This window comes from Streptomyces sp. NPDC046122, assembly GCF_056429965.1.
In genome coordinates, this window is sequence record NZ_JBWKLQ010000002.1 from 472,836 (window position 1) to 498,928 (window position 26,093).

The 26,093-nt window shown below is 73.3% G+C and carries 24 protein-coding genes; 15 read left to right on the forward strand and 9 right to left on the reverse strand.

Going from position 1 to position 26,093, the window contains the following annotated elements; translation table 11 throughout:
* Window positions 1–115 precede the first annotated feature (115 nt).
* A complete protein-coding gene (locus tag AC07FK_RS06990; RefSeq protein WP_479103259.1) occupies window positions 116–583 on the reverse strand; it encodes an RDD family protein in 468 nt (155 codons plus the stop codon).
* A 230-nt stretch (window positions 584–813) separates the two neighbouring features.
* Between AC07FK_RS06990 and glnA the strand changes: the two genes are divergently transcribed.
* A complete protein-coding gene (gene glnA, locus AC07FK_RS06995; RefSeq protein WP_479103261.1) occupies window positions 814–2,223 on the forward strand; it encodes a type I glutamate--ammonia ligase in 1,410 nt (469 codons plus the stop codon).
* A 69-nt stretch (window positions 2,224–2,292) separates the two neighbouring features.
* Here glnA and AC07FK_RS07000 read toward each other — a convergent pair whose 3' ends face one another.
* The gene (locus AC07FK_RS07000) at window positions 2,293–2,565 is read right to left on the reverse strand and encodes a hypothetical protein (RefSeq protein ID WP_479103262.1); all 273 of its coding nucleotides are present in this window, start codon (window positions 2,563–2,565) and stop codon (window positions 2,293–2,295) included.
* A 110-nt stretch (window positions 2,566–2,675) separates the two neighbouring features.
* Between AC07FK_RS07000 and AC07FK_RS07005 the strand changes: the two genes are divergently transcribed.
* Window positions 2,676–3,035 carry an arsenate reductase family protein gene (locus tag AC07FK_RS07005; protein WP_479103263.1) on the forward strand — a complete coding sequence of 120 codons (360 nt, stop codon included), beginning with the start codon at window positions 2,676–2,678 and terminating at the stop codon, window positions 3,033–3,035.
* A gap of 17 nt (window positions 3,036–3,052) precedes the next feature.
* Here the strand turns inward: AC07FK_RS07005 and AC07FK_RS07010 are convergent, their stop codons facing one another.
* Window positions 3,053–3,544, reverse strand: a complete 492-nt coding sequence (locus tag AC07FK_RS07010) for a carboxymuconolactone decarboxylase family protein (RefSeq protein ID WP_479103265.1) — start codon at window positions 3,542–3,544, stop codon at window positions 3,053–3,055.
* 47 nt (window positions 3,545–3,591) lie between these two features.
* Between AC07FK_RS07010 and pdxR the strand changes: the two genes are divergently transcribed.
* Window positions 3,592–5,001, forward strand: coding sequence for a MocR-like pyridoxine biosynthesis transcription factor PdxR (gene pdxR, locus AC07FK_RS07015; protein ID WP_479103267.1), 1,410 nt, complete (start codon window positions 3,592–3,594; stop codon window positions 4,999–5,001).
* Window positions 5,002–5,112: 111 nt separating this feature from the next.
* On the forward strand, window positions 5,113–5,784 hold the full coding sequence (locus AC07FK_RS07020) for a hypothetical protein (RefSeq protein ID WP_479103269.1): 672 nt from the start codon (window positions 5,113–5,115) through the stop codon (window positions 5,782–5,784).
* Window positions 5,785–5,841: 57 nt separating this feature from the next.
* Here AC07FK_RS07020 and AC07FK_RS07025 read toward each other — a convergent pair whose 3' ends face one another.
* Entirely contained in the window at window positions 5,842–6,732 is an 891-nt protein-coding gene (locus AC07FK_RS07025) for a Gfo/Idh/MocA family protein (protein WP_479103923.1), read from the reverse strand.
* Between the two features lie 254 nt (window positions 6,733–6,986).
* On the opposite strand from AC07FK_RS07025, the gene glnII reads away from it, so the two are divergent.
* Window positions 6,987–8,006 carry a glutamine synthetase gene (gene glnII / locus AC07FK_RS07030; protein WP_479103270.1) on the forward strand — a complete coding sequence of 340 codons (1,020 nt, stop codon included), beginning with the start codon at window positions 6,987–6,989 and terminating at the stop codon, window positions 8,004–8,006.
* A gap of 412 nt (window positions 8,007–8,418) precedes the next feature.
* Entirely contained in the window at window positions 8,419–8,982 is a 564-nt protein-coding gene (locus tag AC07FK_RS07035) for a winged helix-turn-helix domain-containing protein (protein WP_479103271.1), read from the forward strand.
* A 15-nt stretch (window positions 8,983–8,997) separates the two neighbouring features.
* Here AC07FK_RS07035 and AC07FK_RS07040 read toward each other — a convergent pair whose 3' ends face one another.
* The 3 genes from AC07FK_RS07040 to AC07FK_RS07050 all read right to left on the reverse strand — a co-directional run bounded on the left by AC07FK_RS07040 (window position 8,998) and on the right by AC07FK_RS07050 (window position 12,386).
* Window positions 8,998–10,077 carry a mechanosensitive ion channel family protein gene (locus AC07FK_RS07040; protein WP_479103272.1) on the reverse strand — a complete coding sequence of 360 codons (1,080 nt, stop codon included), beginning with the start codon at window positions 10,075–10,077 and terminating at the stop codon, window positions 8,998–9,000.
* 237 nt (window positions 10,078–10,314) lie between these two features.
* A complete protein-coding gene (locus tag AC07FK_RS07045; RefSeq protein ID WP_479103273.1) occupies window positions 10,315–11,754 on the reverse strand; it encodes a PepSY-associated TM helix domain-containing protein in 1,440 nt (479 codons plus the stop codon).
* Window positions 11,755–11,822: 68 nt separating this feature from the next.
* Window positions 11,823–12,386: a hypothetical protein gene (locus tag AC07FK_RS07050; protein ID WP_479103275.1), complete on the reverse strand. Its 564-nt coding sequence runs from the start codon at window positions 12,384–12,386 to the stop codon at window positions 11,823–11,825.
* Window positions 12,387–12,669: 283 nt separating this feature from the next.
* On the opposite strand from AC07FK_RS07050, the gene AC07FK_RS07055 reads away from it, so the two are divergent.
* Both AC07FK_RS07055 and AC07FK_RS07060 read left to right on the forward strand, forming a co-directional pair.
* Window positions 12,670–13,935: a sensor histidine kinase gene (locus AC07FK_RS07055; RefSeq protein ID WP_479103277.1), complete on the forward strand. Its 1,266-nt coding sequence runs from the start codon at window positions 12,670–12,672 to the stop codon at window positions 13,933–13,935.
* On the forward strand, window positions 13,920–14,579 hold the full coding sequence (locus AC07FK_RS07060) for a response regulator transcription factor (RefSeq protein WP_479103278.1): 660 nt from the start codon (window positions 13,920–13,922) through the stop codon (window positions 14,577–14,579). Before AC07FK_RS07055 ends, AC07FK_RS07060 begins: the two co-directional genes overlap by 16 nt.
* A 108-nt stretch (window positions 14,580–14,687) precedes the next feature.
* On the opposite strand, the gene AC07FK_RS07065 is transcribed toward AC07FK_RS07060, so the two are convergent.
* Window positions 14,688–15,146 (reverse strand): MarR family winged helix-turn-helix transcriptional regulator, encoded by a 459-nt coding sequence (locus tag AC07FK_RS07065; RefSeq protein ID WP_479103280.1) that lies wholly within the window; start codon window positions 15,144–15,146, stop codon window positions 14,688–14,690.
* A gap of 140 nt (window positions 15,147–15,286) precedes the next feature.
* On the opposite strand from AC07FK_RS07065, the gene AC07FK_RS07070 reads away from it, so the two are divergent.
* Both AC07FK_RS07070 and AC07FK_RS07075 read left to right on the forward strand, forming a co-directional pair.
* Complete coding sequence (locus AC07FK_RS07070; RefSeq protein WP_479103924.1) at window positions 15,287–15,778, forward strand: carboxymuconolactone decarboxylase family protein; 492 nt, start codon at window positions 15,287–15,289, stop codon at window positions 15,776–15,778.
* A 190-nt stretch (window positions 15,779–15,968) separates the two neighbouring features.
* On the forward strand, window positions 15,969–17,528 hold the full coding sequence (locus AC07FK_RS07075; protein WP_479103282.1) for a DUF1996 domain-containing protein: 1,560 nt from the start codon (window positions 15,969–15,971) through the stop codon (window positions 17,526–17,528).
* A gap of 51 nt (window positions 17,529–17,579) precedes the next feature.
* On the opposite strand, the gene AC07FK_RS07080 is transcribed toward AC07FK_RS07075, so the two are convergent.
* Window positions 17,580–18,035 carry a hypothetical protein gene (locus tag AC07FK_RS07080; RefSeq protein WP_479103284.1) on the reverse strand — a complete coding sequence of 152 codons (456 nt, stop codon included), beginning with the start codon at window positions 18,033–18,035 and terminating at the stop codon, window positions 17,580–17,582.
* A 228-nt stretch (window positions 18,036–18,263) separates the two neighbouring features.
* On the opposite strand from AC07FK_RS07080, the gene AC07FK_RS07085 reads away from it, so the two are divergent.
* From AC07FK_RS07085 to AC07FK_RS07105, 5 genes are all read left to right on the forward strand, one after another.
* Entirely contained in the window at window positions 18,264–21,317 is a 3,054-nt protein-coding gene (locus AC07FK_RS07085; RefSeq protein ID WP_479103925.1) for an alpha-N-acetylglucosaminidase, read from the forward strand.
* A gap of 297 nt (window positions 21,318–21,614) precedes the next feature.
* Window positions 21,615–21,902 (forward strand): tyrosine-protein phosphatase, encoded by a 288-nt coding sequence (locus AC07FK_RS07090; RefSeq protein ID WP_479103285.1) that lies wholly within the window; start codon window positions 21,615–21,617, stop codon window positions 21,900–21,902.
* Between the two features lie 73 nt (window positions 21,903–21,975).
* Window positions 21,976–23,928, forward strand: a complete 1,953-nt coding sequence (locus AC07FK_RS07095; RefSeq protein WP_479103286.1) for a hypothetical protein — start codon at window positions 21,976–21,978, stop codon at window positions 23,926–23,928.
* A gap of 159 nt (window positions 23,929–24,087) precedes the next feature.
* Complete coding sequence (locus AC07FK_RS07100) at window positions 24,088–25,005, forward strand: metal-dependent hydrolase (RefSeq protein ID WP_479103287.1); 918 nt, start codon at window positions 24,088–24,090, stop codon at window positions 25,003–25,005.
* A 1-nt stretch (window position 25,006) separates the two neighbouring features.
* Window positions 25,007–26,077, forward strand: a complete 1,071-nt coding sequence (locus AC07FK_RS07105) for a PDR/VanB family oxidoreductase (protein ID WP_479103288.1) — start codon at window positions 25,007–25,009, stop codon at window positions 26,075–26,077.
* The last annotated feature ends 16 nt before the right edge of the window (window positions 26,078–26,093 follow it).

Below are 26,093 nucleotides of genomic sequence, written 5' to 3' on the forward strand. Positions count from 1 at the left end.
TACGACATCCGGAAACGGAAGGCGGCCCGGAACCGAGAGGTTCCGGGCCGCCTTCCCGTTCTCCGGGCCCCGTAGCCGGGCCCGCGCGCTCAGCCTGACCTGGACGCGCGTGCGCTCAGATCCTGACCTGGACGGCGCGTGCCAGGCGGTCGTGCAGGCCGCGGCCGTCGCGGTCCCAGACCAGGGCGGGGATCGCGAGGCACAGCAGGACGCTGCGGACGATCACGCGGAAGAAGCCGAGGCGGCCACCGTCCTCGGAGACGACGCGCAGGCCGAAGAGGCGCTTGCCGGGGGTGGAGCCGACCGTACCGACGGTGAGGACGCTCATGACGAGCAGCACGCCCAGCGCCCAGTTGCCGGACGCCTGGCCGTCACCGCCCGTGAGCAGCCCGTATGCGATGACCATGCACAGGGCCCAGTCGGCGAAGAGGGCGCCGAAGCGCCGGCCCAGCGGGGCGATGGCGCCCGGCCCGTGCTCGGGGAGTCCGAGCCTCTCACCCCGGTACCCGGTGTCGGCGCCCATCTGCTTGGCGGCTTCGCCCGGCCCGGAGAGCCACGATCCGATTGCTTGCCTGTTGTCCACCCGTACACGGTACTGCGACCGCTTTCGTACCCTGGAGACCGGGGCCCGTCGCGGCCCGCCGGGCTTCCGGACGGAGCCGGTCCGGAGCCGGTCCGGTTAACTTGGGCGAAACAAATGGGTCATGCTTGAGAAATCCCGTCTGCCTATGGTCGGGTCCAGCGTGTGCCACCGCACTGGCCGCACGGAGAGCTGCAACCCCATCCCCACCGGGTGGGAGTAGGAGGAGTTGGATGTTCCAGAACGCCGACGATGCGAAGAAGTTCCTCGCCGACGAAGACGTCAAGTTCGTCGACGTCCGGTTCTGCGACCTGCCCGGAGTGATGCAGCACTTCACGATCCCGGCCGCGGCGTTCGACCCGAACGAGGAGCTGGCCTTCGACGGATCGTCGATCCGCGGCTTCCAGGCCATCCACGAGTCCGACATGGCGCTCCGCGCGGACCTGTCGACCGCCCGTCTCGACCCGTTCCGCAAGGACAAGACGGTCAACATCAACTTCTTCATCCACGACCCGATCACGGGCGAGCAGTACAGCCGTGACCCGCGGAACGTGGCGAAGAAGGCCGAGGCGTACCTCACGTCCACCGGCATCGCCGACACGGCGTACTTCGGCCCCGAGGCCGAGTTCTACGTGTTCGACAACGTGCGCTTCCAGACCTCGGCGAACGAGTCCTTCTACCACATCGACTCCGAGGCCGGCGCCTGGAACACCGGTGCGGTCGAGAACAACCGCGGTTACAAGGTCCGCTACAAGGGCGGCTACTTCCCCACCCCGCCGGTCGACCACTTCGCCGACCTGCGTGCCGAGATCTCCCTGGAGCTGGACAAGAACGGCCTCCAGGTCGAGCGCCAGCACCACGAGGTCGGCACCGCCGGCCAGGCCGAGATCAACTACAAGTTCAACACGCTGCTCGCCGCGGCCGACGACCTGATGCTCTTCAAGTACGTCGTGAAGAACGTCGCCTGGCGCAACGGCAAGACCGCGACCTTCATGCCGAAGCCGATCTTCGGTGACAACGGCTCGGGCATGCACGTCCACCAGTCACTGTGGTCCGGCGGCAACCCGCTGTTCTACGACGAGCAGGGTTACGCGGGCCTCTCGGACATGGCCCGCTACTACATCGGCGGCATCCTGAAGCACGCGCCGTCGCTGCTGGCCTTCACCAACCCGACGGTGAACTCGTACCACCGCCTGGTGCCCGGCTTCGAGGCCCCGGTCAACATGGTGTACTCGCAGCGCAACCGCTCGGCCGCCATGCGTATCCCGATCACGGGCTCGAACCCGAAGGCCAAGCGCGTCGAGTTCCGCGCCCCGGACCCGTCCTCGAACCCGTACCTCGCGTTCTCGGCGCTCCTGATGGCCGGCCTGGACGGCGTGAAGAACAAGATCGAGCCGGCGGAGCCGATCGACAAGGACCTGTACGAGCTGGCTCCCGAGGAGCACGCGAACGTCCAGCAGGTCCCGACCTCGCTCCCCGCCGTGCTGGACGCCCTGGAGGCGGACCACGACTACCTGCTGGCCGGCGGTGTCTTCACCCCCGACCTGATCGAGACGTGGATCGACTACAAGCGCGTGAACGAGATCGCCCCGATCCAGCTCCGCCCGCACCCCCACGAGTTCGAGCTGTACTTCGACCTCTAAGCCGTAACGCTCGCGAGCGATCGACGAGGGCCGCCGTCCGGATTCCGGGGGGCGGCCCTCGCCGTTGCGTCAGCGGCCGTAGCGGATAAGGCTGCGCACCATCATGCAGGTCGCGGCCGACGGCGGGTGGATGCCGACGCGCTCCGCGACGGTGCGTATCTTGCGGTCGGGGGCCTGGGACGGGTGGTACACGCCGGTGTCGAGCAGGGCGATGGCCAGGCGCATGGCCTTGAGGCGGCGGTTGTGCGTCTCGTACCACGCGCGCGGCCGCCCGGCCGGCAGTGGGATCCTGGCCGGCGGCTGCGGAGCGGTCGGGAGCAGTGCGGCTGCGGTCATGGGCATCCTCCTGGGCGGTCGAAAACCCTCTCTGACTCCTTCGATTTTACTGGGCACCACTGACAATCGGCCCTGGCCAGACGGTGTTTGACGGGGCTGGAGGTACGGTGGTGGCCATGGAGATCTGGATCAACCCCGCGTGTTCGAAGTGCCGCAGCGCACTGCACCTCCTGGACGAGGAGGGCGCCGACTACACCGTGCGCCGGTACCTGGAGGACGTACCGAACCAGGACGAGATCCGTGCGGTGCTGGAGCGGCTCGGGCTCGAGCCGTGGGACATCACGCGCACGCAGGAGGCGGTGGCGAAGGAGCTGGGCCTCAAGGACTGGGCGCGGGACGCCGGTTCGCGGGACCGCTGGATCGCGGCGCTCTCCGAGCACCCGAAGCTGATCCAGCGGCCGATCATCACCGCGGAGGACGGCACGGCCGTGGTGGCGCGTACGGACGAGGCCGTACGCGATGCCATGGGCCGATGAACTGACACCACGTCACTTCACGGGCTGACGCGTTCGTCCTCGCCCGCCCGCTTCGCGGTGGCCAGGGCGATGCGGTTCCAGGTGTTGATCGCGAGGATCAGGGCCAGGAGCCCCGCCAGTTCCCCGTCGTCGAAGTGGGCCGACGCCCGTGCGTACACGTCGTCCGGGACGCCGCCGTCCGCGACCAGCGTCACGGCGTCGGTGAGGGCCAGGGCGGCCTGCTCCTTCTCCGAGAAGAAGTGCGCGGCCTCCTTCCACACCGCGACCATGTGCGTCCGCTCCTCGCTCTCGCCCGCCTTGCGCGCGTCGGAGGTGTGCATGTGCAGGCAGTACGCGCAGCGGTTGAGGTGCGAGGCGCGGATCTGGACCAGCTCGACCAGCGTCGGGTCGAGCCCTTCGCGGGCCGCGGCGTCGAGGCCGACAACGGCCCGGAACACCTTGGGCGCGGCCTTGGCGAAGTTCAGGCGGGGGGACGTCACGGCCGTCTGCTGGATCTGTGTCGTCGTCATGATGACGAATCTACGGGTACGAGCGACCGGTGAAGGGGTGCATTCCAGTGGCGGAATCATGGGTCAATTCGGCTGAAGGGCTCGGCAGCGACCTGCATCTGGAGCTGGAGGCCGCCGGGCCGGGCAGCCGCCGCGCCGCGCTGACGCGGGCCCTGCGGGAGGCCGTACGGGGCGGGCGGCTCGCCCCGGGTACGCGGCTGCCCCCGTACCGCTCGCTCGCCGCCGACCTCGGGCTCGCGCGCAACACCGTCGCCGACGCGTACGCCGAACTCGTGGCGGAGGGCTGGCTGACGGCCCGCCAGGGCTCCGGGACGCGGGTGGCGCCGCGCGCCGCACCGGCCGCGCCCGTTCCGCGGCCCCGCACCCCCGCGCGGGACCCCCGTCCGGCGTACGACCTCGTCCAGGGCCGGCCCGACCCGTCGGCCTTCCCGCGCGCCGCCTGGCTCGCCTCGGCCCGCCGGGCGCTGACCGCCGCGCCCCACGACGTGTTCGGGCCCGGTGATCCACGGGGCCGCGCGGAGCTGCGTCAGGCGCTGGCGGAGTATCTGGCGCGGGTGCGCGGGGTACGGGCGGACGCCGGCCGGATCGTGCTGTGCTCGGGGGCCGCGCACGCCCTGCGGCTGCTGGCCCGGGTGGTGGGCGGGACATGGACGGTGGAGGAGTACGGGTTGCCGTTCCACCGTGCGCTGCTGGCGGAGGAGGGGGTACGCACCTCGCCCGTGGGGGTCGACGAGGACGGGGCCGTGGTGAGCGAGCTGTCCGGTCCGGGGACCGTGCTGCTCACGCCCGCGCACCAGTTCCCGACGGGCGGCCCGCTGCGCCCCGAGCGGCGCGCGGCCGTCGTGGACCGGGCGCGGGCGGCGGGCGGGCTCGTCGTGGAGGACGACTACGACGGCGAGTTCCGTTACGACCGGCAGCCGGTGGGCGCGGTGCAGGGCCTCGACCCGGACCACGTGGCGCTGATCGGGTCGGTCAGCAAGAGCCTGTCGCCGACGCTGCGGATCGGCTGGATGGTGCTTCCGGAGCGGCTGGTGGACGCCGTCGTGACGGCGAAGGGCGAGCGCGAGCAGTGGTCGAGTGCGACGGAGCAGCTGACGCTGGCGGACTTCGTCACCTCGGGTGCGTACGACCGTCATGTGCGCCGGATGCGGCAGCGCCACCGGCGCAGGCGCGACCAGCTGGTCGCGGTCCTGGCCGAGCGCGCGCCGCACGTGCGCGTGACGGGCATCGCGGCGGGCCTGCACGCCGTGCTCGAACTGCCGCCGGGCACCGAGCGGGCTGTGGTCAAGGCCGCCGCGTGGCAGGGGCTGGCGGTGGAGGGGCTCTCCGCGTACCGGCATCCGGACCGGGTCACGGAGGGCGGACGGGACGGCCTGGTCGTGGGGTACGCGACGCCGCCCGAGCACACGTACGCGGGTGCGCTGGACGCACTGTGCCGGGCGCTTCCGCCTGCCTGATACGGAAGTTGCCACTGGGGTGATTGAGACGGACGGGGTCGCTACTCGTACGTAACGGCACACGGAAACCCAGGCGGCCGTGGTGCACACGGCCGCGGACAGGAGTCGCACGTGTCGCGCAAGAAGTCCCTCAGCCGCAAGAAGAAGCTCGCCCTGCTGGCGGGCGCCGCCGCGCTGATCGCGGGCACCGCCGTCGTGATGACCGGTACGAGCCAGGCGTCGGTGGCCTGTGACGGGCTGGCCACCGCACTGAGCAACAACGAGAAGTTCATCGCCGGTCAGCGCGCCAATCCCGACGCGCAGTCGCAGGCGAGGATCGCCAACCGGGAGGCGGTCGTCGAGCAGATCAGGCGTCAGCAGGCGGCGTCCGGGTGTGACGCCGAGGCCCCGCCGGCGGACCAGGGCGGCGAGGCGGACCAGGCGGCCCCGCCGGCCGAGGGCGCGGCACCGCCGGCCGAGGGCGCGGCACCGCCCGGTGAGGGGACGGCTCCCCCGGCGGCGGGCGGGGGCGAAGGGGCCGGCGAGGGGGCGGCGGGCGACGTCGTGTGCGCCGGTTCGACCGTCACGCTGTCCGGTGAAGGCGGCGCGCCGGCCGCCTCCAGCGGGGAGTTCCCCGTCGGGACCAAGCTCAAGGTCACCAACCTCGACAACGCCAAGTCGACCACGGTCGAGGTCACTTCGGCCTCCGGCAGCTGCGCCCTGCTCAACAACGCCGCGTTCGAGCAGGTAAGGGAGCCCGGCAAGTTCCTCATCCGCAACGCGCGGATCGAGCGCGTGGGGTGACGCGTCGCCCGGGGCGGGCGGGGGCCCCGCGCTCCCGCCCGCTCCGGACCGGCCCGCTCAGGCGAGCTGCGCCTCGGCCTCCGCGAGGATCTCCGTCAGGCGCAGACCGAACGCCGCGTCGCACGGATGCGGCTCTGCCGTGCGCGCGGCGTGCAGCAGTGCGTCGACCGCCGCGCCGAAGGCGTCGGCCGCGTCGCCCCACGACGGCATGGCGGCCGCGCCCCGCGCACCCCGCAGCTCCACCGCCGCCCCCACCGCGCCCACCGGGGCGCTCAGGCTCAGGGTGACCGTGCTCGACGCCTGCGAGGCGTGGCGCAGTACGAGGTGGACCGTGTCGCCGGGGCCGCGTGCCGCGGTCGTCGCCGTGACGTCGCCGAGGACCGGCAGGAGGACGGACAGCGCGTGCGGCCCGACGTCCCACAGGGCGCCCTTCTCACGGCGCCAGGGCGACGCGGCGTACGGGCTGTCGGCGCCCGGCGAGTACAGCGCGCCGAGCCACCGCGCGTGCGCCGTGAACCAGTCCCCCGCCGCGGCCTGCGCGGCGATCCACCGCGCCGTGCCCGTCGCGAAGCGCAGCGTGCAGAAGAGCACGGACGCCACGCCCGCCTTCCCCGCCGCCTCGGCGACCTCCCGGGCCCCCGCAACCGTCGTCGCCGGCGGCTTGTCCAGCAGCAGGTGGCACCCGGCCGCCGCCGCGCGGGCCGCCAGCGGGGCCTGGACGTCGGGCGGCAGGGCGATCGCCACGGCGTCGCACGCCGCGAAGAGGGCGTCGACGTCGTCGTACGCCGTGGCGCCGTGGGCGGCGGCCAGTGCGGCGGCCGCCTCGGGCCGCCGTCCCCACACGCCCGCGAACTCGACCCCGGGGTGCGCGGCGAGCCCCGGTGCGTGGGTGCCGGCCGCCCAGGGCCCGGTGCCGAGGAGTCCGACGCGCGGTCGCGGCCTGGTCATCGATGCGGTCATGCCTGCCAGTGTGCCCGGGACGGGCGGCGGGACGCGGCGGCGCCGGGCGGACCTCCGTACACGGCCGCGGCGGCGGTCGTACGGGCCCCGTAACCGGGCGAAGGGCCGCGATACGCACGCGTGATACGCAGGAAACCTGAGTAACACGGGGTTCACAATCGGGCAACGGACGGGAAATCAGCGCTTGCGAAGCTGCCCTCACAAGCCGCAGTACCGCAGCAGCACCGCAAAGGATGGCGTCCGTGACCTTCAAGGCCGAGTACATCTGGATCGACGGCACAGAGCCGACCGCCAAGCTTCGCTCGAAGACGAAGATACTGGCCGACGGCGCCGAGCTGCCCATCTGGGGCTTCGACGGATCCAGCACGAACCAGGCCGTGGGCCACGCGTCCGACCGCGTGCTCCAGCCCGTGTTCTCCTGCCCGGACCCCATCCGCGGCGGTGACAACGTCCTGGTCATGTGCGAGGTCCTGAACATCGACATGACGCCGCACGAGTCCAACACGCGTGCGCTGCTGCGTCCGGTCGCCGAGCAGTTCGCCGGCCAGGAGCCGATCTTCGGCATCGAGCAGGAGTACACCTTCTTCGACGGGCACCGCCCGCTCGGCTTCCCCGAGGGCGGCTTCCCGGCCGCGCAGGGCGGCTACTACTGCGGCGTCGGCGCGGACGAGATCTTCGGCCGCGAGATCGTCGAGAAGCACCTCGACCACTGCCTCGCCGCCGGTCTGGGCATCTCCGGCATCAACGCCGAGGTCATGCCGGGCCAGTGGGAGTTCCAGGTGGGCCCGCTGGCTCCGCTGGAGGTCGCCGACCAGCTGTGGGTCGCCCGCTGGCTGCTCTACCGCACCGCCGAGGACTTCAACGTCTCCGCCACCCTCGACCCGAAGCCGGTCAAGGGCGACTGGAACGGCGCGGGCGCTCACACCAACTTCTCGACGAAGGCGATGCGCGAGGGTTACGACGCCATCATCACCGCGTGCGAGTCGCTGGGCGAGGGCTCGAAGCCGATGGACCACGTCAAGAACTACGGCGCGGGCATCGACGACCGCCTCACCGGCCTGCACGAGACCGCCCCGTGGAACGAGTACAGCTACGGCGTCTCCGACCGCGGCGCCTCGGTCCGCATCCCGTGGCAGGTCGGCCAGGACAAGAAGGGCTACATCGAGGACCGCCGCCCGAACGCGAACGTCGACCCGTACGTCGTCACGCGGCTGATCGTCGACACCTGCTGCACCGCCCTGGAGAAGGCCGGCCAGGTCTGACCCGCAGCGCACCGACAGCTCAGGGGCGTCCGCCGGCCGGCGGACGCCCCTTCGCGCGTTCCCGGGCGGACTCGCCCCCACCGGATCTCCGGACGGGCTCCGCGGACGGGCATCGCGAGCGGACTTCCGGGACGGCCTTCCGGACGGTTTTCCGGCCACAACGTGGGACGGGGCTGCTGGTGGGAGCGCGCGTCTGCTTCAATGGGCGCATGGTTGGCCCCCGGAACCCCTCGACAGGTCGCAGCGACCTCGAGCCTTTCTGGCCCTCCCGTCAGCATCACGACTTCGACCGGGTGTGTCGCCGCGCGAGGAACGCGCGGGCCCTCTAAAGCCGTTCACACCGGTCTTCGGCCAGCGCGCACGACGCAGTACGTCCCTCGACGACTCCTCCGCGCGAAAGAGCTGACCTCTCATGGCGAACCTCACGAACGCCCGTACCCCCCTCTCCGCTTCCGTCCCCGCTCCGGCCGCCGCCCGTCACCGGCTCAGGGCCGTCGACCGCGACGAGGTGGTGCGCACCGGCAGCGCCCCGTACGTCGGCGACTTCCTGCCGCCCGGCACGACCTGGCTGCCCGCACCGCAGCACACGCTTCCCGCCCTGCCGGGACGGCCGCCGATGGTCGGGTACCTCGTACTCGTACCGGCCGACCAGCACGACCGGCAGGCGCCGCCCGAACAGGCCGGGGCGGCGGACGAAGGGCCCGTACGGATCGACGGGGCAGAGCGCACCGCCGCCGTGGACGGTCGGGAACTCGACCTGACCTACCTGGAGTTCGAGCTGCTCGCGCACCTGGTGGCGCATCCCCACCGGGTGCACACCCGCGACCACCTGGTCTCGACCGTCTGGGGTTACGGGCACGTGGGCGACGGCCGGACCGTGGACGTCCACATCGCCCGGCTGCGCCGCAAGCTGGGCGCGGAGCACCGGGCGGCGATCCGGACGATCCGGCGGGTCGGTTACAAGTACGCGCCCTGACCGCGGGGTCCGGCGCTACCGCACCGGCTCGGGGAACTCGCGCTGGTGCGGGATCGTCGCCGCCAGGTCGCCCTGCTGCACGGTCACGGTCCGCTTGGGGGCGGGGACCCTGATGCCCTCGGCGCGGTAGCGCTGGTGCAGGCGCTTGATGAACTCGTGCTTGATCCGGTACTGGTCGCTGAACTCGCCGACGCCCAGGATCACCGTGAAGCCGATCCTGGAGTCGCCGAAGGTGTGGAAGCGCACGGCCGGTTCGTGGTCGGGGACGGCGCCGGTGATCTCCGACATCACGGCCTCGACCACCTCGGTCGTGACGCGCTCGACGTGCTCCAGGTCGCTGTCGTAGCCGACTCCGACCTGGACCATGATCGAAAGCTGCTGCTCCGGCTGGCTGAAATTGGTCATGTTGGTGCCCGCGAGCTGGGCGTTGGGGATGATGACCAGGTTGTTCGACAGGTTGCGCACCACGGTGTTGCGCCAGTTGATGTCGACGACGTAGCCCTCCTCGCCGCTGCTGAGGCGGATGTAGTCGCCGGGCTGGACCGTCTTCGCGGCGAGGATGTGCACGCCCGCGAACAGGTTGGCCAGGGTGTCCTGCAGGGCGAGCGCCACGGCGAGGCCGCCCACGCCCAGCGCCGTGAGCAGCGGCGCGATGGAGACGCCCACGGTCTGCAGTACGACGAGGAAGCCCATCGCCAGCACCACGACGCGCGTGATGTTGACGAATATGGTGGCCGATCCGGCCACTCCGGACCGGGACTGCGCCACGGTCTGCACCAGGCCCGCGACGACCCGGGCCGCCGTGAGGGTGCCGGAGAGGACGAGCAGGGCGGTCAGCACCACGTTGACGTTGTGGCCGGTCGTGGGGGTCAGCGGGAGCGCCGCGGCCCCGACCGCCGCGCCGGCCGCGACCGCCGCCCACGGCAGCAGCGTCCGCAGGGCGTCGACGATGACGTCGTCTCCGCCCCACCGCGTCCGGCTGGCCCGCTCACCGAGCCAGCGGAGCGTCACCCGCAGGAGCAGGCCGGCGGCGACGCCGACGGCCACCGCTATTGCGGCGACGATCACGTCGTGCGGTGTGAGGGCCCGGTACATCAGTGGTCTTCTCCCGTGGTCCGAGGGGGCGGCGCGGTCGCGTCCGGGCGCACGGGGGGCGTAGGCGGGCTCCGGCGCGGTCGCCATCCTGCCGCATGCGTCCGGACCGGTCCCGGCTGCCCCCGCCCCGGAATCCTGGACGGCGCCACGCCCTGACGTCTACTCAGGCGCGCCCGTCGGCCGTCGAGTCGTACGGCGAGGGGGAGGCCCGGCCGGTCCGGCCGGGCCTCCCCCCGCTCAGGCCGCCGTACGGGCGCGGGCCTTCGCCACCAGGCCCAGCACCACATCCACCGCGAGGAACGCCAGCAGGCTGATCCCGAGCAGCGGTACGAACCAGCCCGTCAGCGCGGTGAGCGCGGCCAGCGGCAGAAGCACTGTCACCGGCGCCTTGCGCCACGCGCCGCGCGGCGTCGGGCGGCCGGCGGAGAGCCTGCGCTCCTTCGTGGGCCTGCGCAGCCACCACATGCGGTAGCCCCAGACGATCAGCATGACGAGCGCGAACGCCAGTGCTGCCAGGGCGAGTTGGTTGGCGAGGCCGAGGAAGACTCCGGTGTGGGCGTCGATTCCGAAGCGGGTGAGCCGTGCCAGCAGCGGATAGTCGTCGAAGCGCAGCTGGTCGATGATCCGGCCGTCCGCCGGGTCGACGGCGACCGAGTCGAGATGGACCGGGAACCGGGTGTCGGTCTCCTTGACGACGTAACCGCTGCCCTCGCTCGGCAGGATCACCGAGAGCCTGCCGTCGACGCCGGCTGTGCGGGCGGCCGCGAGCGCGTTGTCGATGCCGACGTCCGTGCCGGTCGCGCCCTCGTGGGAGCCTCCGCCGGCGCCGTGGCCCTCGTGTTCACCGCCGCCGTCGCCGGCACCTTCGGTGAGCGCGGCGGAGACGACCGGGGTGGCGCCGCCGAGCTGGTCCTGTACCGCGCCGATGTTCTCGCCCGCGTACCGGGACCAGGTGAGCCCGGTCGCCGAGAGCAGCACGAGGCCGAGCACCGCCCACATGCCGACGGCGCCGTGCCAGGAGAGCGTCCTGCGGCGGCCCTTCGCCCCGCGTTCGGGGACGACGAGGTCGCGCCGGGCCGTGCGCCTGCGTCCGAGCCACAGCAGCAGGCCGCCGAGGGCGACCACCCACAGCCAGCTGGCGGCGAGTTCGCTGTAGTGCCGGCCGAGGTCGCCGAGGTGCAGGTCGCGGTGGAGCTCGTCGAGCCAGGTGCGCAGCGGCAGGGCGCCGGAACTGCCGAAGCTGGTCAGTTCACCGCGCACCTCGGCGGTGTACGGGTCGACGAAGACGGCGAGGGACTTGCCCTCCTCCACCTCGGGCGAGGTCATCAGCACCCGCGTCGTCGCGCCGTCCTCGGCGGACGGCCAGACGGCGGTCACCGTGCCCTCGGGGTGGGCCGTGCGGGCGGCGGCGACCTGGTCGCCGACCGGCAGGACGCGGTCGCCCACCGGGACTTCGAGCTCGTTGCTGTAGAGGATCTTCTCCGCCGGGAAGGAGAGTGCGTAGAGCATCCCGCTGACGGCGGCGATCAGCAGGAGCGGGGCTATCAGCAGGCCCGCGTAGAAGTGGACGCGCAGGACGAGGGGGCGCAGGGCGCTCCAGGTGGTGCCGCGTTCGGCGGCGGGCGCCGGGCCCGCTTCGGGCGCGCGCGGCGGCTGTACGGGGTCGTCGATGGCCATGAATGTCCTCGGAATGTCGACGGGTGACGTGGGTCACGGGGCATGGGTGGCGGCCCCCTGTCACGCGGTCAGACAGCGGGAAGTGCGGGGGCCGTGGCGCGGGTTGACGGGACCCGCGGCGGGCCGCGCCGCGACAGCGCGTGCGCGAGGACGACGCCGTGGCCGTGGCGGCGGGTGGTGCGGGGCCCCCGTGGACGTACCGGCTCCGGCAGGACGAGGGCCCGTACGACGGCGAGCAGCAGGCGCAGCGGGGTGAAGGCCAGTGCGCCGACGGCGTGCGCGAGCCGGAAGAACGCGGCTTCGCCGCGCGCCAGCCACAGGCCGCAGACGAGCGCCCCGGCGAGGTGGGCCGCGGTCATGGCGAGGGAGTCGGAACCCTGGCCGGCGGTGGAGACCGCGGCCTCCATGGCTTCGGGACCCATGGCCGGCCGGTGCGCGACGGGCATCCCGTGGTGACCCGCGCCCGGCCCCTGCGCCGTACCGAAGACGAGGTGCAGCGCGCCCTGTACGGCGAGGAGCCCGCCGCCCACGGCGAGGACGCCGCGCCGGCGGCGGCTCGCGGTCCACGCGAGGCCGCCCGTCACCAAGAAGGCGGCGAGCAGCGCCGAACCCGGAACTTCATGCCCGGACATGGACGAATGCCCCACCGCTGCCGTGATCACGCAGACCGCCGCGAAAAGTGCGGCTCTCAGTGCGCGCAGGGGCGACCGGGCGTCTGTCATGGTCCGCACATCGTGCCATCCGGGCGGTTCGCGCGGGAGAAGAGGTGCGCGACACCGGCACGCGGAGGGCGGCAGGGTGGTGGGGGTAGGTACACCCCCGGCGGGGGGGGCGGGCCCCGTGACCTTGCCGGGCCGCGCGGGCGAGACTGTGCGCAGGCCCGGCGGACGGGCCGCCGGGGAGAGGCCGAACACCATGATCATGACGAGAATACGCACCGCCGCCCTCGCCGGAGCGCGAGGACTGGCTCTGACGCTCATGACGCTGACGGCGTCGGTCGTCCTGTTCTCGTTCACGGTGGTGTCCCTGGCGCTCATCCCGGTCGGGATCGGCCTCCTCGCCACCCCCGCCGTCCTGACCGTGCTGCGCGGCTACGCCACCCGGCGCAGGCTCCTCGCGGCCGCGTGGTCGGACGTACGCATCCCCGCCCCGTACCGCCCGATGCCGGCCGATCTGCGCGGCGGCCTCGTCGGGCAGGTCGAGCGGTGCGTGCTGATGCTGAAGGACCCGGCGACCTGGCGGGACCTGCTGTGGCTGCTGGTCGACATGACGGCGGGCTGCGTCAGCGCGCTGCTGCCGGCCGTGCTGCTGCTGTACCCGGTGGAGAGCCTGGTGCTGGCGGCGGGGCTGTGGCGGCTGTTCACGGAGGGCGGCGCGTACTGGTACGCGTTCGTCCCCGTCCACAGCCAGGGCACGGCGCTCTTCGCGGTCGCCCTCGGAGTGGTGATCTTCGCGGGGGCGCTGCGGTGGGCCCCGCCCCTGCTGCGCGTCCACTTCGTCCTCACCCGGTCGCTGCTGCGCCCCACGCACGAGACGACGCTTGCCCGGCGCGTCGACCACCTCACCGAGACGCGGCACGACGCGGTCGACGCCTCGGCCGCCGAACTGCGCCGCATCGAGCGGGACCTGCACGACGGCGCGCAGGCCCGGCTGGTCGCCATGGGCATGAACCTCGGCGCCGTCGAGGCGCTCGTCGAGAAGGACCCGGCCCAGGCCAAGAAGCTCCTCGCCATGGCCCGCGCGTCCTCCGCCGAGGCCCTGACCGAACTGCGCGACCTGGTGCGCGGCATCCACCCTCCCGTGCTGGCGGAGCGCGGACTCGGGGACGCCGTACGGGCGCTGGCGCTGCGCCTGCCCGTCGAGACGGACGTGAGCGTGGACCTGTCGGGCCGGGCCGGGGCGCCGGTCGAGTCGGCGGCGTACTTCGCGGTCAGCGAGGTCCTCACGAACGCCGCCAAGCACGCGGGGGCCGACCGCGTCTTCGTCGACCTCCACCACGCCGACGGCGTGCTGCGGATCTCCGTCACCGACAACGGGCGGGGCGGAGCGGCAGTCGGGAAGGGCTCGGGTCTGAGCGGCGTCGAACGCCGGCTCGGTACATTCGACGGCGTCCTGGCCGTCAGCAGTCCCGCGGGCGGTCCCACCATGGTGACCATGGAGATCCCTTGCGCGTTGTCCTAGCCGAAGATCTCTTCCTGCTCCGCGACGGCCTGGTCCGGCTGCTCGAGGCGTTCGGCTGCGAGATCCTGGCCGCCGTGGAGACCGGCCCCGAACTCTCCCGGGCGCTGGCGGAGTTGCGGCCGGACGTCGCGGTCGTCGACGTCCGGCTGCCGCCGTCGCACACCGACGAGGGCCTGCAGTGCGCCCTGGAGGCCCGCAGGGCGCGGCCGGGCCTGCCGGTGCTCGTCCTGTCCCAGCACGTGGAGCAGTTGTACGCGCGCGAGCTGCTGGCGGACGGCGACGGCGGCATCGGCTACCTGCTCAAGGACCGGGTGTTCGACGCGGAGCAGTTCGTCGACGCGGTACGCCGGGTGGCGGCCGGCGGCACGGCGATGGACCCACAGGTGATCTCGCAGCTCCTCTCGCGCCGCGCCCGGGACAAGCCGCTGGGCGGCCTGACGCCGCGCGAGCGGGAGGTCATGGAGCTGATGGCGCAGGGCCGGTCGAACGCGGCCATCGCGAGCCGGCTCTTCGTCACCGAGCGGGCGGTGGCCAAGCACACGTCGAACATCTTCGGCAAGCTCGGCCTGCCGGTCTGCGACGACGACAACCGGCGGGTGCTCGCCGTACTGGCGTATCTGGACCGGGGGCAGAACGGCCGCTGAGGCGCCGGCGCACGCCGGCCGCCCACCGGCGCACCCGGGCCGCCGGGGCGTTCCGGTCGCCGTCGCCGCCCCGGCAGTCCCTCCCTCGCACCCGGCGGACACGGACCGCTAGGACCCGAACCAGCTCGCCGCGTCCAGGCGCAGGCCGCCCGCCGGGACCATCGTCCGCAGGCCCGCCTCCAGTTCGTCCACCCGTTCCGCGCCGAGCCGTTCGACCCACCGCGCCCGCAGCCGGTCGAAGACGGCGGCCGATCGCACGAGGACGTCGACTCCGCGCGGCGTGAGCCGGACCAGTTTGCGCCGCCCGTCGGCGGGGTCGTCCGCCCGCTCGACGTATCCGAGCCCCTCCAGCCGCTCGACGGTCTTGCCCGCGGCCTGCTTGGACACTCCGAGCCGCCGGCCGAGCTCGCCCGGGGTCACACCGTCGCGGCCGACCGCCTGGAGGGCGAAGCCGTACGCCGGACGGACGTCGGGGTGGCCCTGTTCGGCCAGCTCAGCGTGCAACTCGTCGATGAACGCGCGGAATCCGGCGAACAGCAGCAGCGGCAGCTCGTACCCCTCAGCCATTGCGGAACTCGTCAACATGGTTTACCTTTTCGTCAATCACGTTGACGAGTTTACCCCGAGGAGACGCCTTGACCGGCATCCGCACCGACTTCTTCCCCGACCACACCCCCGAGACCGCCCCGGCCGCCGCCCGCCGCTCCATGGAGGCGACGGCGAAGCGGCTGGGCTACCTGCCCGCCCCGGTCGGCCGCCTGGCCACCTCGCCGCATCTGCTCGACGGCTTCCTGAAGATCAGCGCGATCTTCGAGTCGTCCACCCTGGACCCCCTCTCCCGCGAGGTCGTGATCATGACGGTCGCGACGGGGAACGGCTGTCACGTCTGCGTCGCGATGCACACGGCGAAGCTGACCGCGCTCGGCGCGGACGAGGCCCTGATCACCGCCCTGCGCGAGCAGCGGCCGCCGGCCGACGAACGCCTCGCAGCCGTGCACCGGTTCACGCTGGACGTCGTCGCCACGGCGGGCGCGGTCCCCGACGACACCCTGCGCCGCTTCCTCGACCAGGGCTACACCACCCAGAACGCCCTGGAGGTCGTCCTCGGCATCGGCGCCTACACCATGTCCACCTTGGCGAACCGGATGACCGGCGCTCCCCTGGACGAACAGCTCACGGCGTTCGGCTGGGAGGAGTGACGGATCCGGAAGGTCCGGGACCGCGGCGGGCGGACCCGTACGTCGTGGTCCGTCCCTGATTGCGGATGGAGATACCTACGAATCGCGGAGAGGTTTGAACGCGCCGCGAGCCGCCTCCGTATGGAACGGAGCGCTTCTCCCCTGCCGGGACCCCCCTTACCTTCACCCGGCAACGAAGCAGAGGAGTTCCATGCGACGCGCATCTAGAAAACGTTCCACGCTGGCGAACCGGGCGATTGCCGCATCGGCCGCCCTGATCCTGGGCGGGGGTGGACTGCTCGCGGTGAATGTCTACGCATCCGCAGGTGAAGGCTGGTCCCATCCTGAACCGGCTCAGTCCGGTGAGCTTCGGAGCACCGGTCAGCAGATGTCGACCATTGACTGCCCGGAGGTGGCGAACGACCTGCCCGACGAAGTACCCGATTCGGCGCGCCAGGAAGTCGACCGGGAACTGGCGGCTCTCGACTCCCAGATCACGGACGCGTACCAGCGATTCGCCGATTCGAAGGAGCAGATCTCCCAGGATCCGAACCTGGCGCAGAACGCCATTCTCGGACCGCTGAAGGACAAGCGGCTGGCGTCCATCGACCGGATCGCCATCGCCATCGACCGTGCGGCCCAACGGCCCGAGGGTCTCGAGAGCCTCGCGCCCTGCGCGCTGCGCGCCGACGACAACGGAGGGGTCGGCGACGACGGGCAGGACGGCGGCGGCGACGCCGACCAGGGCGACAACGGCGACAACGCCGGCCAGGACGGCGACCAGGGCGGTGACCAAGGCAACGATCAGGGCGGTGACCAGGGCAACGACCAGGGCGACGACCAGGGCGACGGCGGACAGAACAACGGCAACGGCGGGCAGGCCGGCAACGGCCCCAACGCCGCCGACTTCGTCGACATCCAGTCCGTGCAGCCGAACGTCCAGCAGCCGCCCAAACAGCGCGGCGCCTCCCGGGGCCAGTTCGTCACCGAGTGCGGTACGAACGAGAACGGGAAGTTCAACCCGGACAACGTCATCGTCGCCCCGGGCGTGAGCAACGGTGCGCACCACATGCACGATTACGTCGGCAACCAGGCCAACGACGCCTTCGCGAGCGACGACGACCTGGCGCGCGGGCAGACCACCTGCCAGAACCAGGGCGACAAGTCGACGTACTACTGGCCCGTCCTGCGCCTGCAGAACGGCCAGAACGAGAACGACGCCGACGCGGACGGCGGCGGCAAGGACAGCAACGTGGGCGAGATCCAGACGCCCACCGAGGTCTCGCTGAAGTTCGTCGGAAGCCCCGTCGGCAAGGTCACCGCGATGCCCCGCTTCCTGCGGATCATCACCGGTGACGCCAAGGCGTTCACCAACGGCGACGCCAACGCCAACGCGTCGTGGAGCTGTACCGGATTCGAGGACCGCCAGCTGAAGGACAAGTACCCGATCTGCCCGGAAGGCAGCCAGGTCGTCCGTACCTTCAACTTCCAGAGCTGCTGGGACGGGCAGAACACCGACAGCGCGAACCACCGCACCCATGTGGCGTTCGCTCAGGCCAACGGCGCGTGCCCGAACGGGTTCCGCGCCATCCCGCAGCTGGTGCAGCGGATCGTGTACGACGTACCGCCCGGCCCCGGCTTCGCGGTCGACTCGTTCCCCGAGCAGCTCCACAAGCCGGGCACCGACCACGGGGACTTCATCAACGTCTTCAACAACCGGCTGATGAACAAGGTGGTGGCCTGCCTGAACGAAGGCCGCAGGTGCGCCTGACCCCCCTCTAGGGCGGCCGTCCCCCACCGGCCGCCCTTCCCCGCTGCGCGGTCAGCTCTCGTGGTGACCGGAGTGCTTCTCCTCGTTCTCCCCACCGCCGCTCTCCCCGGAGTGGTGCGAGGAAGTCTCCACCGTCCCGCCGAGCCGGCCGCGCAGTGCTGTCACCACCTGGCGGTCGCCCACCGCGACCCACTTCCTGCCGACCAGGTACGCCCCGCCGTAGTCCTTGGCCTCGTTGATCCACTCGCGCTGCCCGCGGTCGGTCGTGAAGGTGGCCAGCACGTAGCGGCCGTCGCCCGTCTCGCAGTTCGCCTGCCGCAGCTCCGCCGCGTCCGTCTGGACGTTCGGCTCGCACTCGACCTTCGCGGCGAGCTGCTCCAGGCTGCCCTTCGCCGTCTCCGGCACGGGCTTCTCCTCGTTCCCGCCCGCTGCGCAGCCCGTGGCCACAAGGGCGAGGGCGGCTATGGCAGAGGCGGCGTTCGCTGTACGTCGACGTTGGTTGCGCATTCGCCCATCGTGCCCCGTTGGGCCACACGGTGGGGTGGATACGAACACATCGCACGCCCCGTTGCCGCGCCCCCGCGCCGTCGTTAACGTGCGCCCGGTACGTCCCCGTCGTACCCCTTTCGACGCCGCGTGTACCCGTCGTCCCCCCGAGGAGCCGCTCCGATGACCGACCGCCTGTCGCGACGTACGCTGCTGGGGACGGCCGGAGCGATCGGCGTCGGGGCCGCGATGGGCGCGCCCGCGCAGGCCGCCGCGGCGCCCGGGCCGGTCCGGGCCGTCACCGCACCGGCCCGCGCCGCGCTCGAACGGCTGCTGCCGGACCACGCCGACCAGTTCCGCCTCACCCCGCTCACGAGCAGCGGCGGCGACCGGTTCCGCGTCGGCGGAACCACCGGCCGCGTCGAGGTCGCGGGCACGAGCCCCGCCGCCGTGCTCACCGGCGTCCACTGGTACCTCAAGTACGTCTGCCGGGCGCACATCTCCTGGTCGGGCAGCCAACTGGACCTTCCCGGGCGGCTCCCCGCGCCCCGCGCGCCCCTGGAGCACTCGGCCACCGTCCCGCACCGCTTCGTGTGCAACGACACCCACGACGGGTACACCGCGCCGTACGCCGACTGGCCGCGCTGGGAGCGGATGATCGACGTACTCGCCCTGCACGGTTTCAACGAGGTGCTGGTGACGACCGGCCAGGAGGCCGTCTACCACCGGCTCCTCAAGGATTTCGGCTACTCCGACGCCGAGGCCCGCGCGTGGCTGCCCGCCCCCTCGCACCAGCCGTGGTGGCTGCTGCAGAACATGAGCGCGTACGGCGGCCCGCTCTCCCCCGAACTCATCGTGAAACGCGCCCGCCTGGGCCGCCGCGTCGCCGACCGCGTGCGCGAGCTCGGCATGGAGCCGGTCCTCCCCGGCTACTTCGGCACCGTCCCCGAGGGCTTCGCCGCCCGCAACCCCGGCGCCCGCACCGTCCCGCAGGGCGACTGGGCGGGCCTGCGCCGCCCCGACTGGCTGGACCCGCGCACCGCGTCCTTCCGCGAGGTGGCGGCCTCCTTCTACCGGCACCAGCACGAACTCCTCGGCCCGGTGCGCCACTTCAAGATGGACCTCCTCCACGAGGGCGGCTCGGCGGGCGACGTGCCCGTGGCGGAGGCCGCCCGCGCCGTCGAGACGGCGCTGCGGACCGCCCGCCCCCGCGCCACATGGGTGATCCTCGGCTGGCAGGCCAACCCGCGCCGCGAGATGCTCGACGCGCTCGACAAACGGCGCCTGCTCGTCGTGGACGGCCTGTCCGACCTCGACTCCGTCACCGACCGCGAGAAGGACTGGGGCGGCGCCCCGTACGCCTTCGGCACCATCCCCAACTTCGGCGGCCGCACGACGATCGGCGCCAAGACCCACCGGTGGACCGAGCGCTTCACCGCCTGGCGCGACCGCCCCGGGTCCGCCCTGGTCGGCACCGCCTACATGCCGGAGGCCGCCGAGCGCGACCCGGCGGCCCTGGAGCTGTTCTCGGAGCTGGCGTGGCGGCGGGAGCCGGTGGACCGCGCGCAGTGGTTCGAGGGGTACGCGGACCTGCGCTACGGGGGCCGAGACGCGCGGGCCCGCGACGCGTTCGCCGCGCTGCGCGACACGGCGTACCGCACCACCAGCCGCGACGGCCGCCCGCACGACTCGCTCTTCGCGGCCCGCCCCAGTCTGACCGCCGCCTCGGGCACGCACTACTCGACGCGTACGCCGGCCTTCGACATGGCCGGCTTCGACAAGGCGTTCGGCGCGCTGCTGGAGGTGCGGGAGCCGCTGCGCCGCTCGGACGCGTACCGCTACGACCTCACCGACCTCGGCCGCCAGGCGCTCGCCAACCGCTCCTGGCACCTGCTGCCGCAGCTCGAGGCGGCGTACGAGCGCGGCGACCGGGCCGCGTTCCGGGCCCTGGCCGGTCTGTGGCTCAAACTGATGCGGCTGAGCGAGGACATGGCGGGGGCGCACCGGGCGTTCCTGCTCGGGCCGTGGATCGAGGACGCGAAGCGTCTGGCCCCCTCGCCCGCGGAGGCCCAGCGGCTGGAACGGACCGCGCGCGTCCTGGTGACGACGTGGGCCGACCGCCCGGCCGCCGACGGCGGGCGCCTCGCCAACTACGCCAACCGCGACTGGCAGGGCCTCATCGGCGACTTCCACCTGCCGCAGTGGCAGGCGTATCTGGACGAGCTGGAGGACGCGCTCGCGTCGGACCGCGCGGCCAGACCCTTCGACTGGTACGCGGCCGAGGAGCCGTGGACGCGGGAGCGCACGGCGTATCCGCTGCGCCCGACGAACGACGCCCACCGCACGGCACGCCGTGTCCACGACGTGCTGGCCCGCGCCCCCTACCAGGGCGCGGTCACGGTCTCCGCCGCCCCGGCCGCCCTCCCGCCCGGCGGTGCGGCGCTGGTGACGGCGGACTTCCGCAACATGAACGGGCTGCGGGCGACCGGCCGCGTCGACCTCGCACTCACGGGTGTCGCGGCGCGGCCGCCGGGGCCGCAGTCGCTGGAGTCCGTTCCGGCGGCGGGCACGGGGACGGCGACCTGGCGCGTGACGGCCCCCGCCGGGCCGCTCACCGCCCCGCTGGAGCCGCTGCCGTATGAGCTGCGCGTCTCGTACGGGCCCCATGGCGAGGCCCCCGTCACCCAGGTCCGGCGGGGCGCACTGCACGTCGCCGGGCCGCTGGGGCGGGGCTGGCGGACGTACACGAACAACGACGCGGTCTTCGGGCAGCTGGAGGACCCGGATCCGGCGCGGAACCGGTACGCGGTCAACGGCGGCGGCCTCGACCTGTGGAAGGCGACGGCGGAGTTCGGGGCACTGTACCGGGAGGGGGAGCTGCGGGACGGCGGCGGCGTCACCGTGCGGGTGGACGCGCAGGAGGCGACGGGCGCGTGGGCGCGCGCCGGCATCGTGGTCCGCGACCGGCTCGCCGAGCCCGGTTCGCCCGGCTTCCTCAACCTCGCGCTCACGCCCGCGAACGGTGTGGTGCTGTCGTACGACGCGAACGGCGACGGCGCCCTGGACGCCTCCCGGCGCGTCGCCGGGGCCGGGGCGCCGGTGCGGCTGCGGCTCACGCGCGCGGGCGACGCGTACACGGGCGCGTTCTCGGCGGACGGCGGGGCGACGTGGCGGACGGTGGGAACGGTTCGCGTGGCGACGCGGGGCGCGGCGGCGGACGCGGGGATGTTCATGTGCGCGGCGCACGGGGGAAGCGGGGCGCGCGGGACAGCGGAGTTCAGCGGGTGGGACCGGCTCGGCTAGCGTTCACCACGCGAAGGAGCCCGTACGGAACGGAACGACCCCACGAGCGCGCACCGCCATGACCGTGATCCCCGCCGGCACCGTCGCGAACCTCCGCGACCTCGGCGGCACGCCGCTCCCCCCACGGCCGCCGCGTCCGCCCGGGGCTCGCGCTGCGTTCGGGGCAGCTCGACCGGATGGACCCGGCGTCCGATCCCGCGGTGCGCGCGCTCGGCCTGCGCACGGTCGTCGGCTTCCGCTCCGTCGCCGAGCGCACCGACCACCCCGACCGCGTCCCGAGGGCATCGGGCGACTCTGGTGCTGTCGCTCCTCGGCGCGGACGACGAGACGATCGAGCGCGAGTACCTGTCGGTCGACCAGGCGGTGCGCCAGACCTTCACGCCCCTCCTCGAGGGGTTCGTGGCGGCGGGCGGCGACCCGGAGACCGCCCTGGCGGTGATCGGCGTCGCGCCCGAGTACCTGGCGGCGGCGCTCGACGAGGTGCACACGCGCCACGGCTCGGTCGAGGCGTACGTACGGGAGGGACTCGGCGTGTCCGGCGAGAGCGTCGAGCGCCTCCGCGAGCGGCTGATCACCGAGGGCTGAACGGCAGGCCGGACCGGCCCCGCCGTCCCCGGCTGCGAGGTGACCATCCGACGATTCGCTCGTTCTGTTGAACGTGCGCCCACAGGATGCTGTCACCCACCGCCCTGTCCCCGTCCCCGTCGACGTCGAGCAGGCCGAAGCCGCGCTCGTCGAGCACTATCCGCGCCTCGTGCGCTTGGCGTACCTCGTGCTGCCGCCCCGCCTCGGCCGCAACCGCCGCGTCCTGACCGCCCATTCGCTCGCGCAGCGCTCGCTCCCGCGCGGCCGCGCCCCGGGCGCCGCCGGCGTCCCCCTGCCGCGCCGGGCCGGGGGCGGCGGCGCGGCCTCGGCCGACCCCGGTTACGCGTTCGTACGGCAGCGGGTGCTCCGCCAGGCCCTGGAGGCCGGGCTTCCGCTGCGCCGCAGGGCCTGGCCCAAGCGGGCGCAGCTGCCGCCGCTGCTGCCGCAGGTGTGGGGGCTGCGACTGTTCCCCCGCTCCGGAGGGGCCGACGAACTCGCCCTCGACCAGCGGCTGTCCGGGCTCAGCGGGCCGGGTCGCGCGGCGTACGTGCTGCGGGGCCTGGAGGGCATGCGGGACGCGGAGGTGGCGCAGACGCTCACCGCCGCCGGGGCCGGTGATCCGCACGCGGCGCTCGCCGAGGCGGACACGGTCGAGACGCCGGGCGGCGCGAGCGTGGCGGCGCTGCTGGGGTCCGCCGAGTTCGACCCGTGCTCGCTCCAGGCCAGGCCGACCGACCTGATGCGGCGCAGGCAGCACGCGAAGGCCGCGCTCGCCGCGACCGCCGCCGCGGTGGTGTGCGGGGCGCTGCTCGGACTGCCCGGCGAGGGGTGGGGCCCTGACGGGGCGGCCGCACCCGCCTACGCCCGCAACCCGGCGGTCGAGCGGGCCCTCGACCCGTCGCACACGGTCCGGGTCGCCGCCGCCGTGTGGAAGCGGTCCTCGCGTACCGACTTCTCCGTCTGGCCGGCCCGGGGCGGTCTCACCGGCGACAGGGCGCTGCTGCGCCGCGCCCTCGCCGTCTGGGCCCGGCCGGGCCCCTCCGTGCAGGCCTCCGCGACGCCCGCCACGCCGGTGGGCCCGCCGATGGGGCCGCCGCAGCTGCTCTTCGCGGGCGACGTCGACCAGGCGAGGGTGGTGCTGCTGTACGACGGCCTGCGCGTCGTCCGGTACGCCGAGCCGCGCGACGGCGCGGCGGGCGCGGCCCTCGACTTCGCCCGGGTGGACGGCGCGGACGCGGCGGCGGCGAACGCGCTGGTGGTCGGCCGCACCGACGGCAACGTCCGGTACCTGACCGCACCCTGGGTGCGGTCGGCGTCCGTGCGCGACCTGCTCGATCCCGCCCTGCCCCCGGCGCCGCTGGAGCGCACGGCGGACGGGGTGACCGACCCGATGGCCAGTCCCGTCCAGGCCAGGGACTGCCGTTCCTGGGACGCGCTGGAACTGCGCGACGACGCCGGGCCCCGGCTGATGACCGATCTCGGGGAACTGGCCCCGGCCCGGCTGACGTCGGGGCCGCCGTCGGCGCCGCGCGACGTGAGCGGCCCGGAGGAACGGGCGCGCTGGGCCCGTACGGCGTGCCTGCTGCCCGCGGTGCGTTCGCACGGCGTGCGCAGCGTGAACTCGTGGGCGTACGCCCAGCAGCCGCTGCCGGAGGGCAACGGCACCGCCGCCTGGCTCTGCACCCGCGCCGAGACGTGGCGGGGCACGGGCAGCAGGGTGCTGGCCCAGTTCCAGGCGCCGTCCGCGCGGCGCGGGGCGCCGGGCGCGATCGCGGCGCGCGCCGAGCACTCGCCGTCCTGCGGGGTGCGCGATCCGCGGGTGCTGGCGGGGGTGCTGTGGAAGTCGCGGGGCGGCAACTGGTACGTGCTGGCGGCGGGCAGCGGGCAGTTCAGGTCGATCACGACGTCGGGCGGCGTGAAGGGCACGGCGGACGGCAACCTCCTCGCGGTGCGCGCGAAGGCGGGCGCCCAGGCGGAGCTGGAGGGCCGGGTGGAGAGCGGGGACCGGGTGGGGGCCCTGCGGTAGGCGGCCGTCCCGGCCGGCGGGCTCTCGCGGTCGGGGTGCGCCGGAAGGCGGGCAGCGGAAGGCGGGCGGCGGACAGGTCACACGGCGAGCGGGGCCCGGGAAAAGAAACCCGGCGCACGCCCCTGTCGCCGAGGTCGTACCCGTCAGTACATTGACGCCATGTCTAATACGCCGCAGGGGCGGCCCGCACCGGCCGCGATCGAGTCCGAGCGGACGGCGCTCAAGGCCCGCAAGGTCTCCTTCGAGTGGGACGGCACACCCCTCCACTGGGTCCCGGGCGACCCGTTCACCACGCACACCATCAACGTGCTGCACCTGCTGCTGCCCGCGGGCGAGCGCTGGTTCGTGCACGTCTACAAGCAGGTGCTGCCGTACATCCACGACGACCGCCTGCGCGAGGACGTCATCGGCTTCATCGGCCAGGAGGCGATGCACTCCCAGGCCCACGACGACGTGCTGCCGCACCTGAGGAAGCTCGGGCTCGACCCGACTCCGTACACCGCGCAGGTCGACTGGCTCTTCGAGAAGCTCCTCGGGGACCGCACCCTGCCGCCCGGCAGGGCCCGCAGGTGGTGGCTGATGGAACGGGTCGCCCTCATCGCCGCCATCGAGCACTACACCGCCTTCCTCGGCGACTGGGTGCTGAACGCCGACGAGCTCGACCGGCGCGGCGCCGACCCCACCATGCTCGATCTGCTGCGCTGGCACGGCGCGGAGGAGGTCGAGCACCGCTCCGTCGCGTTCGAACTGTTCATGCACGTCGACGGCGGTTACCGGCGGCGGGTCAGGACGTGGGCGACCGCCTTCACGGCGCTGGTCTTCCTCTGGCAGCGCGGTTCGCGGTTCTTCATGGAGAACGACCCGACCCTCCTGGAAGGCAGAGCCACCTTCAAGGACCTCGTACGCCGCGGACGCCAGGGCGTGCTGCCCGCGACGGGCGACATCATCCGCTCGGTCCCCCGCTATCTCAGCCGTACGTACCACCCCTCGCAGGAGGCCAGCACCGCCCAGGCCGTCGCCTACCTCGCGAACTCCCCGGCCGCCAACGGCCGGACCGCCCCCACCGGAGGTGCCTGAGATGCCCCGCGCACGCACGATCGTCCTCGCCGCGGGCGCCGCCCTGGTGGCCCGGCGGGCCCTGCGCCGCCGCATCCGGCGCTCCCCGCTCTGGCCGATGCCCGCCCTGGAGAACCCCGTCTCCGGCACCCGGTCCTCCCGCGCCCCCGCCTCCCTGCGGCTGCTCGTCGCCGGACGCACCGCGCCGGCCGACGGCGTGGCCGAACTGCGCCTGGAGGCGCTCGACACGGCCGACCTCCCGGCCTGGGCCCCCGGCGCGCACGTCGACCTGGTGCTGCCCTCCGGCCTGGTGCGCCAGTACTCGCTCTGCGGCGATCCGGCCGACCGGAGCACGTACACCCTGGCGACCCGCCTCGTCGAGGACGGCAGGGGCGGCTCCCGCGAGGTGCACGAACAGCTCCACGAGGGCGCGGAGGTGGAGATCCGCGGCCCCCGCAACCGCTTCCCCCTCACCGACGCCCCCGCCTACGTCTTCGTCGCCGGCGGCATCGGCATCACGCCGGTCCTGCCCATGCTGCGCGCCGCCCAGGCCGCGGGAGCGGACTGGAAGCTCGTGTACGGCGGCCGCAGCCGCGTCTCGATGCCGTACGTCGACGAGATCGGGAAGCTGGCCGCCGCCGAGCGCGTGACGATCGTCGCCGAGGACGAGGACGGCCTGCCCGACGTGGCGGCGGCCCTCGCGGACGCCGCCGAGGGCACGGCCGTCTACTGCTGCGGCCCGGAGCCCCTGATGGCCGCCGTGACCGACGCCCTGCCCGCCGGGTGCGTCCTGCGCCTGGAGCGCTTCGCGCCGGGCGCCCCCGCCGGCGGGGGCGCCTTCGAGGTCGAACTCCGGCGTACCGGCCGCACCGTGACCGTGCCCGCCGACGGCACGGTCCTGGCCGCCGTCCGTCCCGAGGTGCCGAACGTCTCGTACTCCTGCGAGCAGGGTTTCTGCGGCACCTGCCAACAGCGCGTCCTGGAGGGCGAGATCGATCACCGCGACGAGCTGCTGACCGACGGGGAGCGCGACGACTCCATGCTGATCTGCGTCTCACGGGCGTACGGAGAGCGCCTGGTCCTGGATATGTAGGGGGCGGCGGCGGTTA

Excerpts from the sequence above, each read along its gene's own strand:
- glnA (WP_479103261.1), top strand. The coding sequence starts at position 814 with ATGTTCCAGAACGCCGACGATGCGAAGAAGTTCCTCGCCGACGAAGAC.
- AC07FK_RS07000 (WP_479103262.1), bottom strand. The coding sequence starts at position 2,565 with ATGCCCATGACCGCAGCCGCACTGCTCCCGACCGCTCCGCAGCCGCCG.
- AC07FK_RS07005 (WP_479103263.1), top strand. The coding sequence starts at position 2,676 with ATGGAGATCTGGATCAACCCCGCGTGTTCGAAGTGCCGCAGCGCACTG.
- AC07FK_RS07010 (WP_479103265.1), bottom strand. The coding sequence starts at position 3,544 with ATGACGACGACACAGATCCAGCAGACGGCCGTGACGTCCCCCCGCCTG.
- AC07FK_RS07025 (WP_479103923.1), bottom strand. The coding sequence starts at position 6,732 with ATGACCAGGCCGCGACCGCGCGTCGGACTCCTCGGCACCGGGCCCTGG.
- AC07FK_RS07035 (WP_479103271.1), top strand. The coding sequence starts at position 8,419 with ATGGCGAACCTCACGAACGCCCGTACCCCCCTCTCCGCTTCCGTCCCC.
- AC07FK_RS07040 (WP_479103272.1), bottom strand. The coding sequence starts at position 10,077 with ATGTACCGGGCCCTCACACCGCACGACGTGATCGTCGCCGCAATAGCG.
- AC07FK_RS07045 (WP_479103273.1), bottom strand. The coding sequence starts at position 11,754 with ATGGCCATCGACGACCCCGTACAGCCGCCGCGCGCGCCCGAAGCGGGC.
- AC07FK_RS07050 (WP_479103275.1), bottom strand. The coding sequence starts at position 12,386 with ATGTCCGGGCATGAAGTTCCGGGTTCGGCGCTGCTCGCCGCCTTCTTG.
- AC07FK_RS07055 (WP_479103277.1), top strand. The coding sequence starts at position 12,670 with ATGATCATGACGAGAATACGCACCGCCGCCCTCGCCGGAGCGCGAGGA.
- AC07FK_RS07065 (WP_479103280.1), bottom strand. The coding sequence starts at position 15,146 with ATGGCTGAGGGGTACGAGCTGCCGCTGCTGCTGTTCGCCGGATTCCGC.
- AC07FK_RS07070 (WP_479103924.1), top strand. The coding sequence starts at position 15,287 with ATGGAGGCGACGGCGAAGCGGCTGGGCTACCTGCCCGCCCCGGTCGGC.
- AC07FK_RS07075 (WP_479103282.1), top strand. The coding sequence starts at position 15,969 with ATGCGACGCGCATCTAGAAAACGTTCCACGCTGGCGAACCGGGCGATT.
- AC07FK_RS07080 (WP_479103284.1), bottom strand. The coding sequence starts at position 18,035 with ATGCGCAACCAACGTCGACGTACAGCGAACGCCGCCTCTGCCATAGCC.
- AC07FK_RS07085 (WP_479103925.1), top strand. The coding sequence starts at position 18,264 with ATGGGCGCGCCCGCGCAGGCCGCCGCGGCGCCCGGGCCGGTCCGGGCC.
- AC07FK_RS07100 (WP_479103287.1), top strand. The coding sequence starts at position 24,088 with ATGTCTAATACGCCGCAGGGGCGGCCCGCACCGGCCGCGATCGAGTCC.
- AC07FK_RS07105 (WP_479103288.1), top strand. The coding sequence starts at position 25,007 with ATGCCCCGCGCACGCACGATCGTCCTCGCCGCGGGCGCCGCCCTGGTG.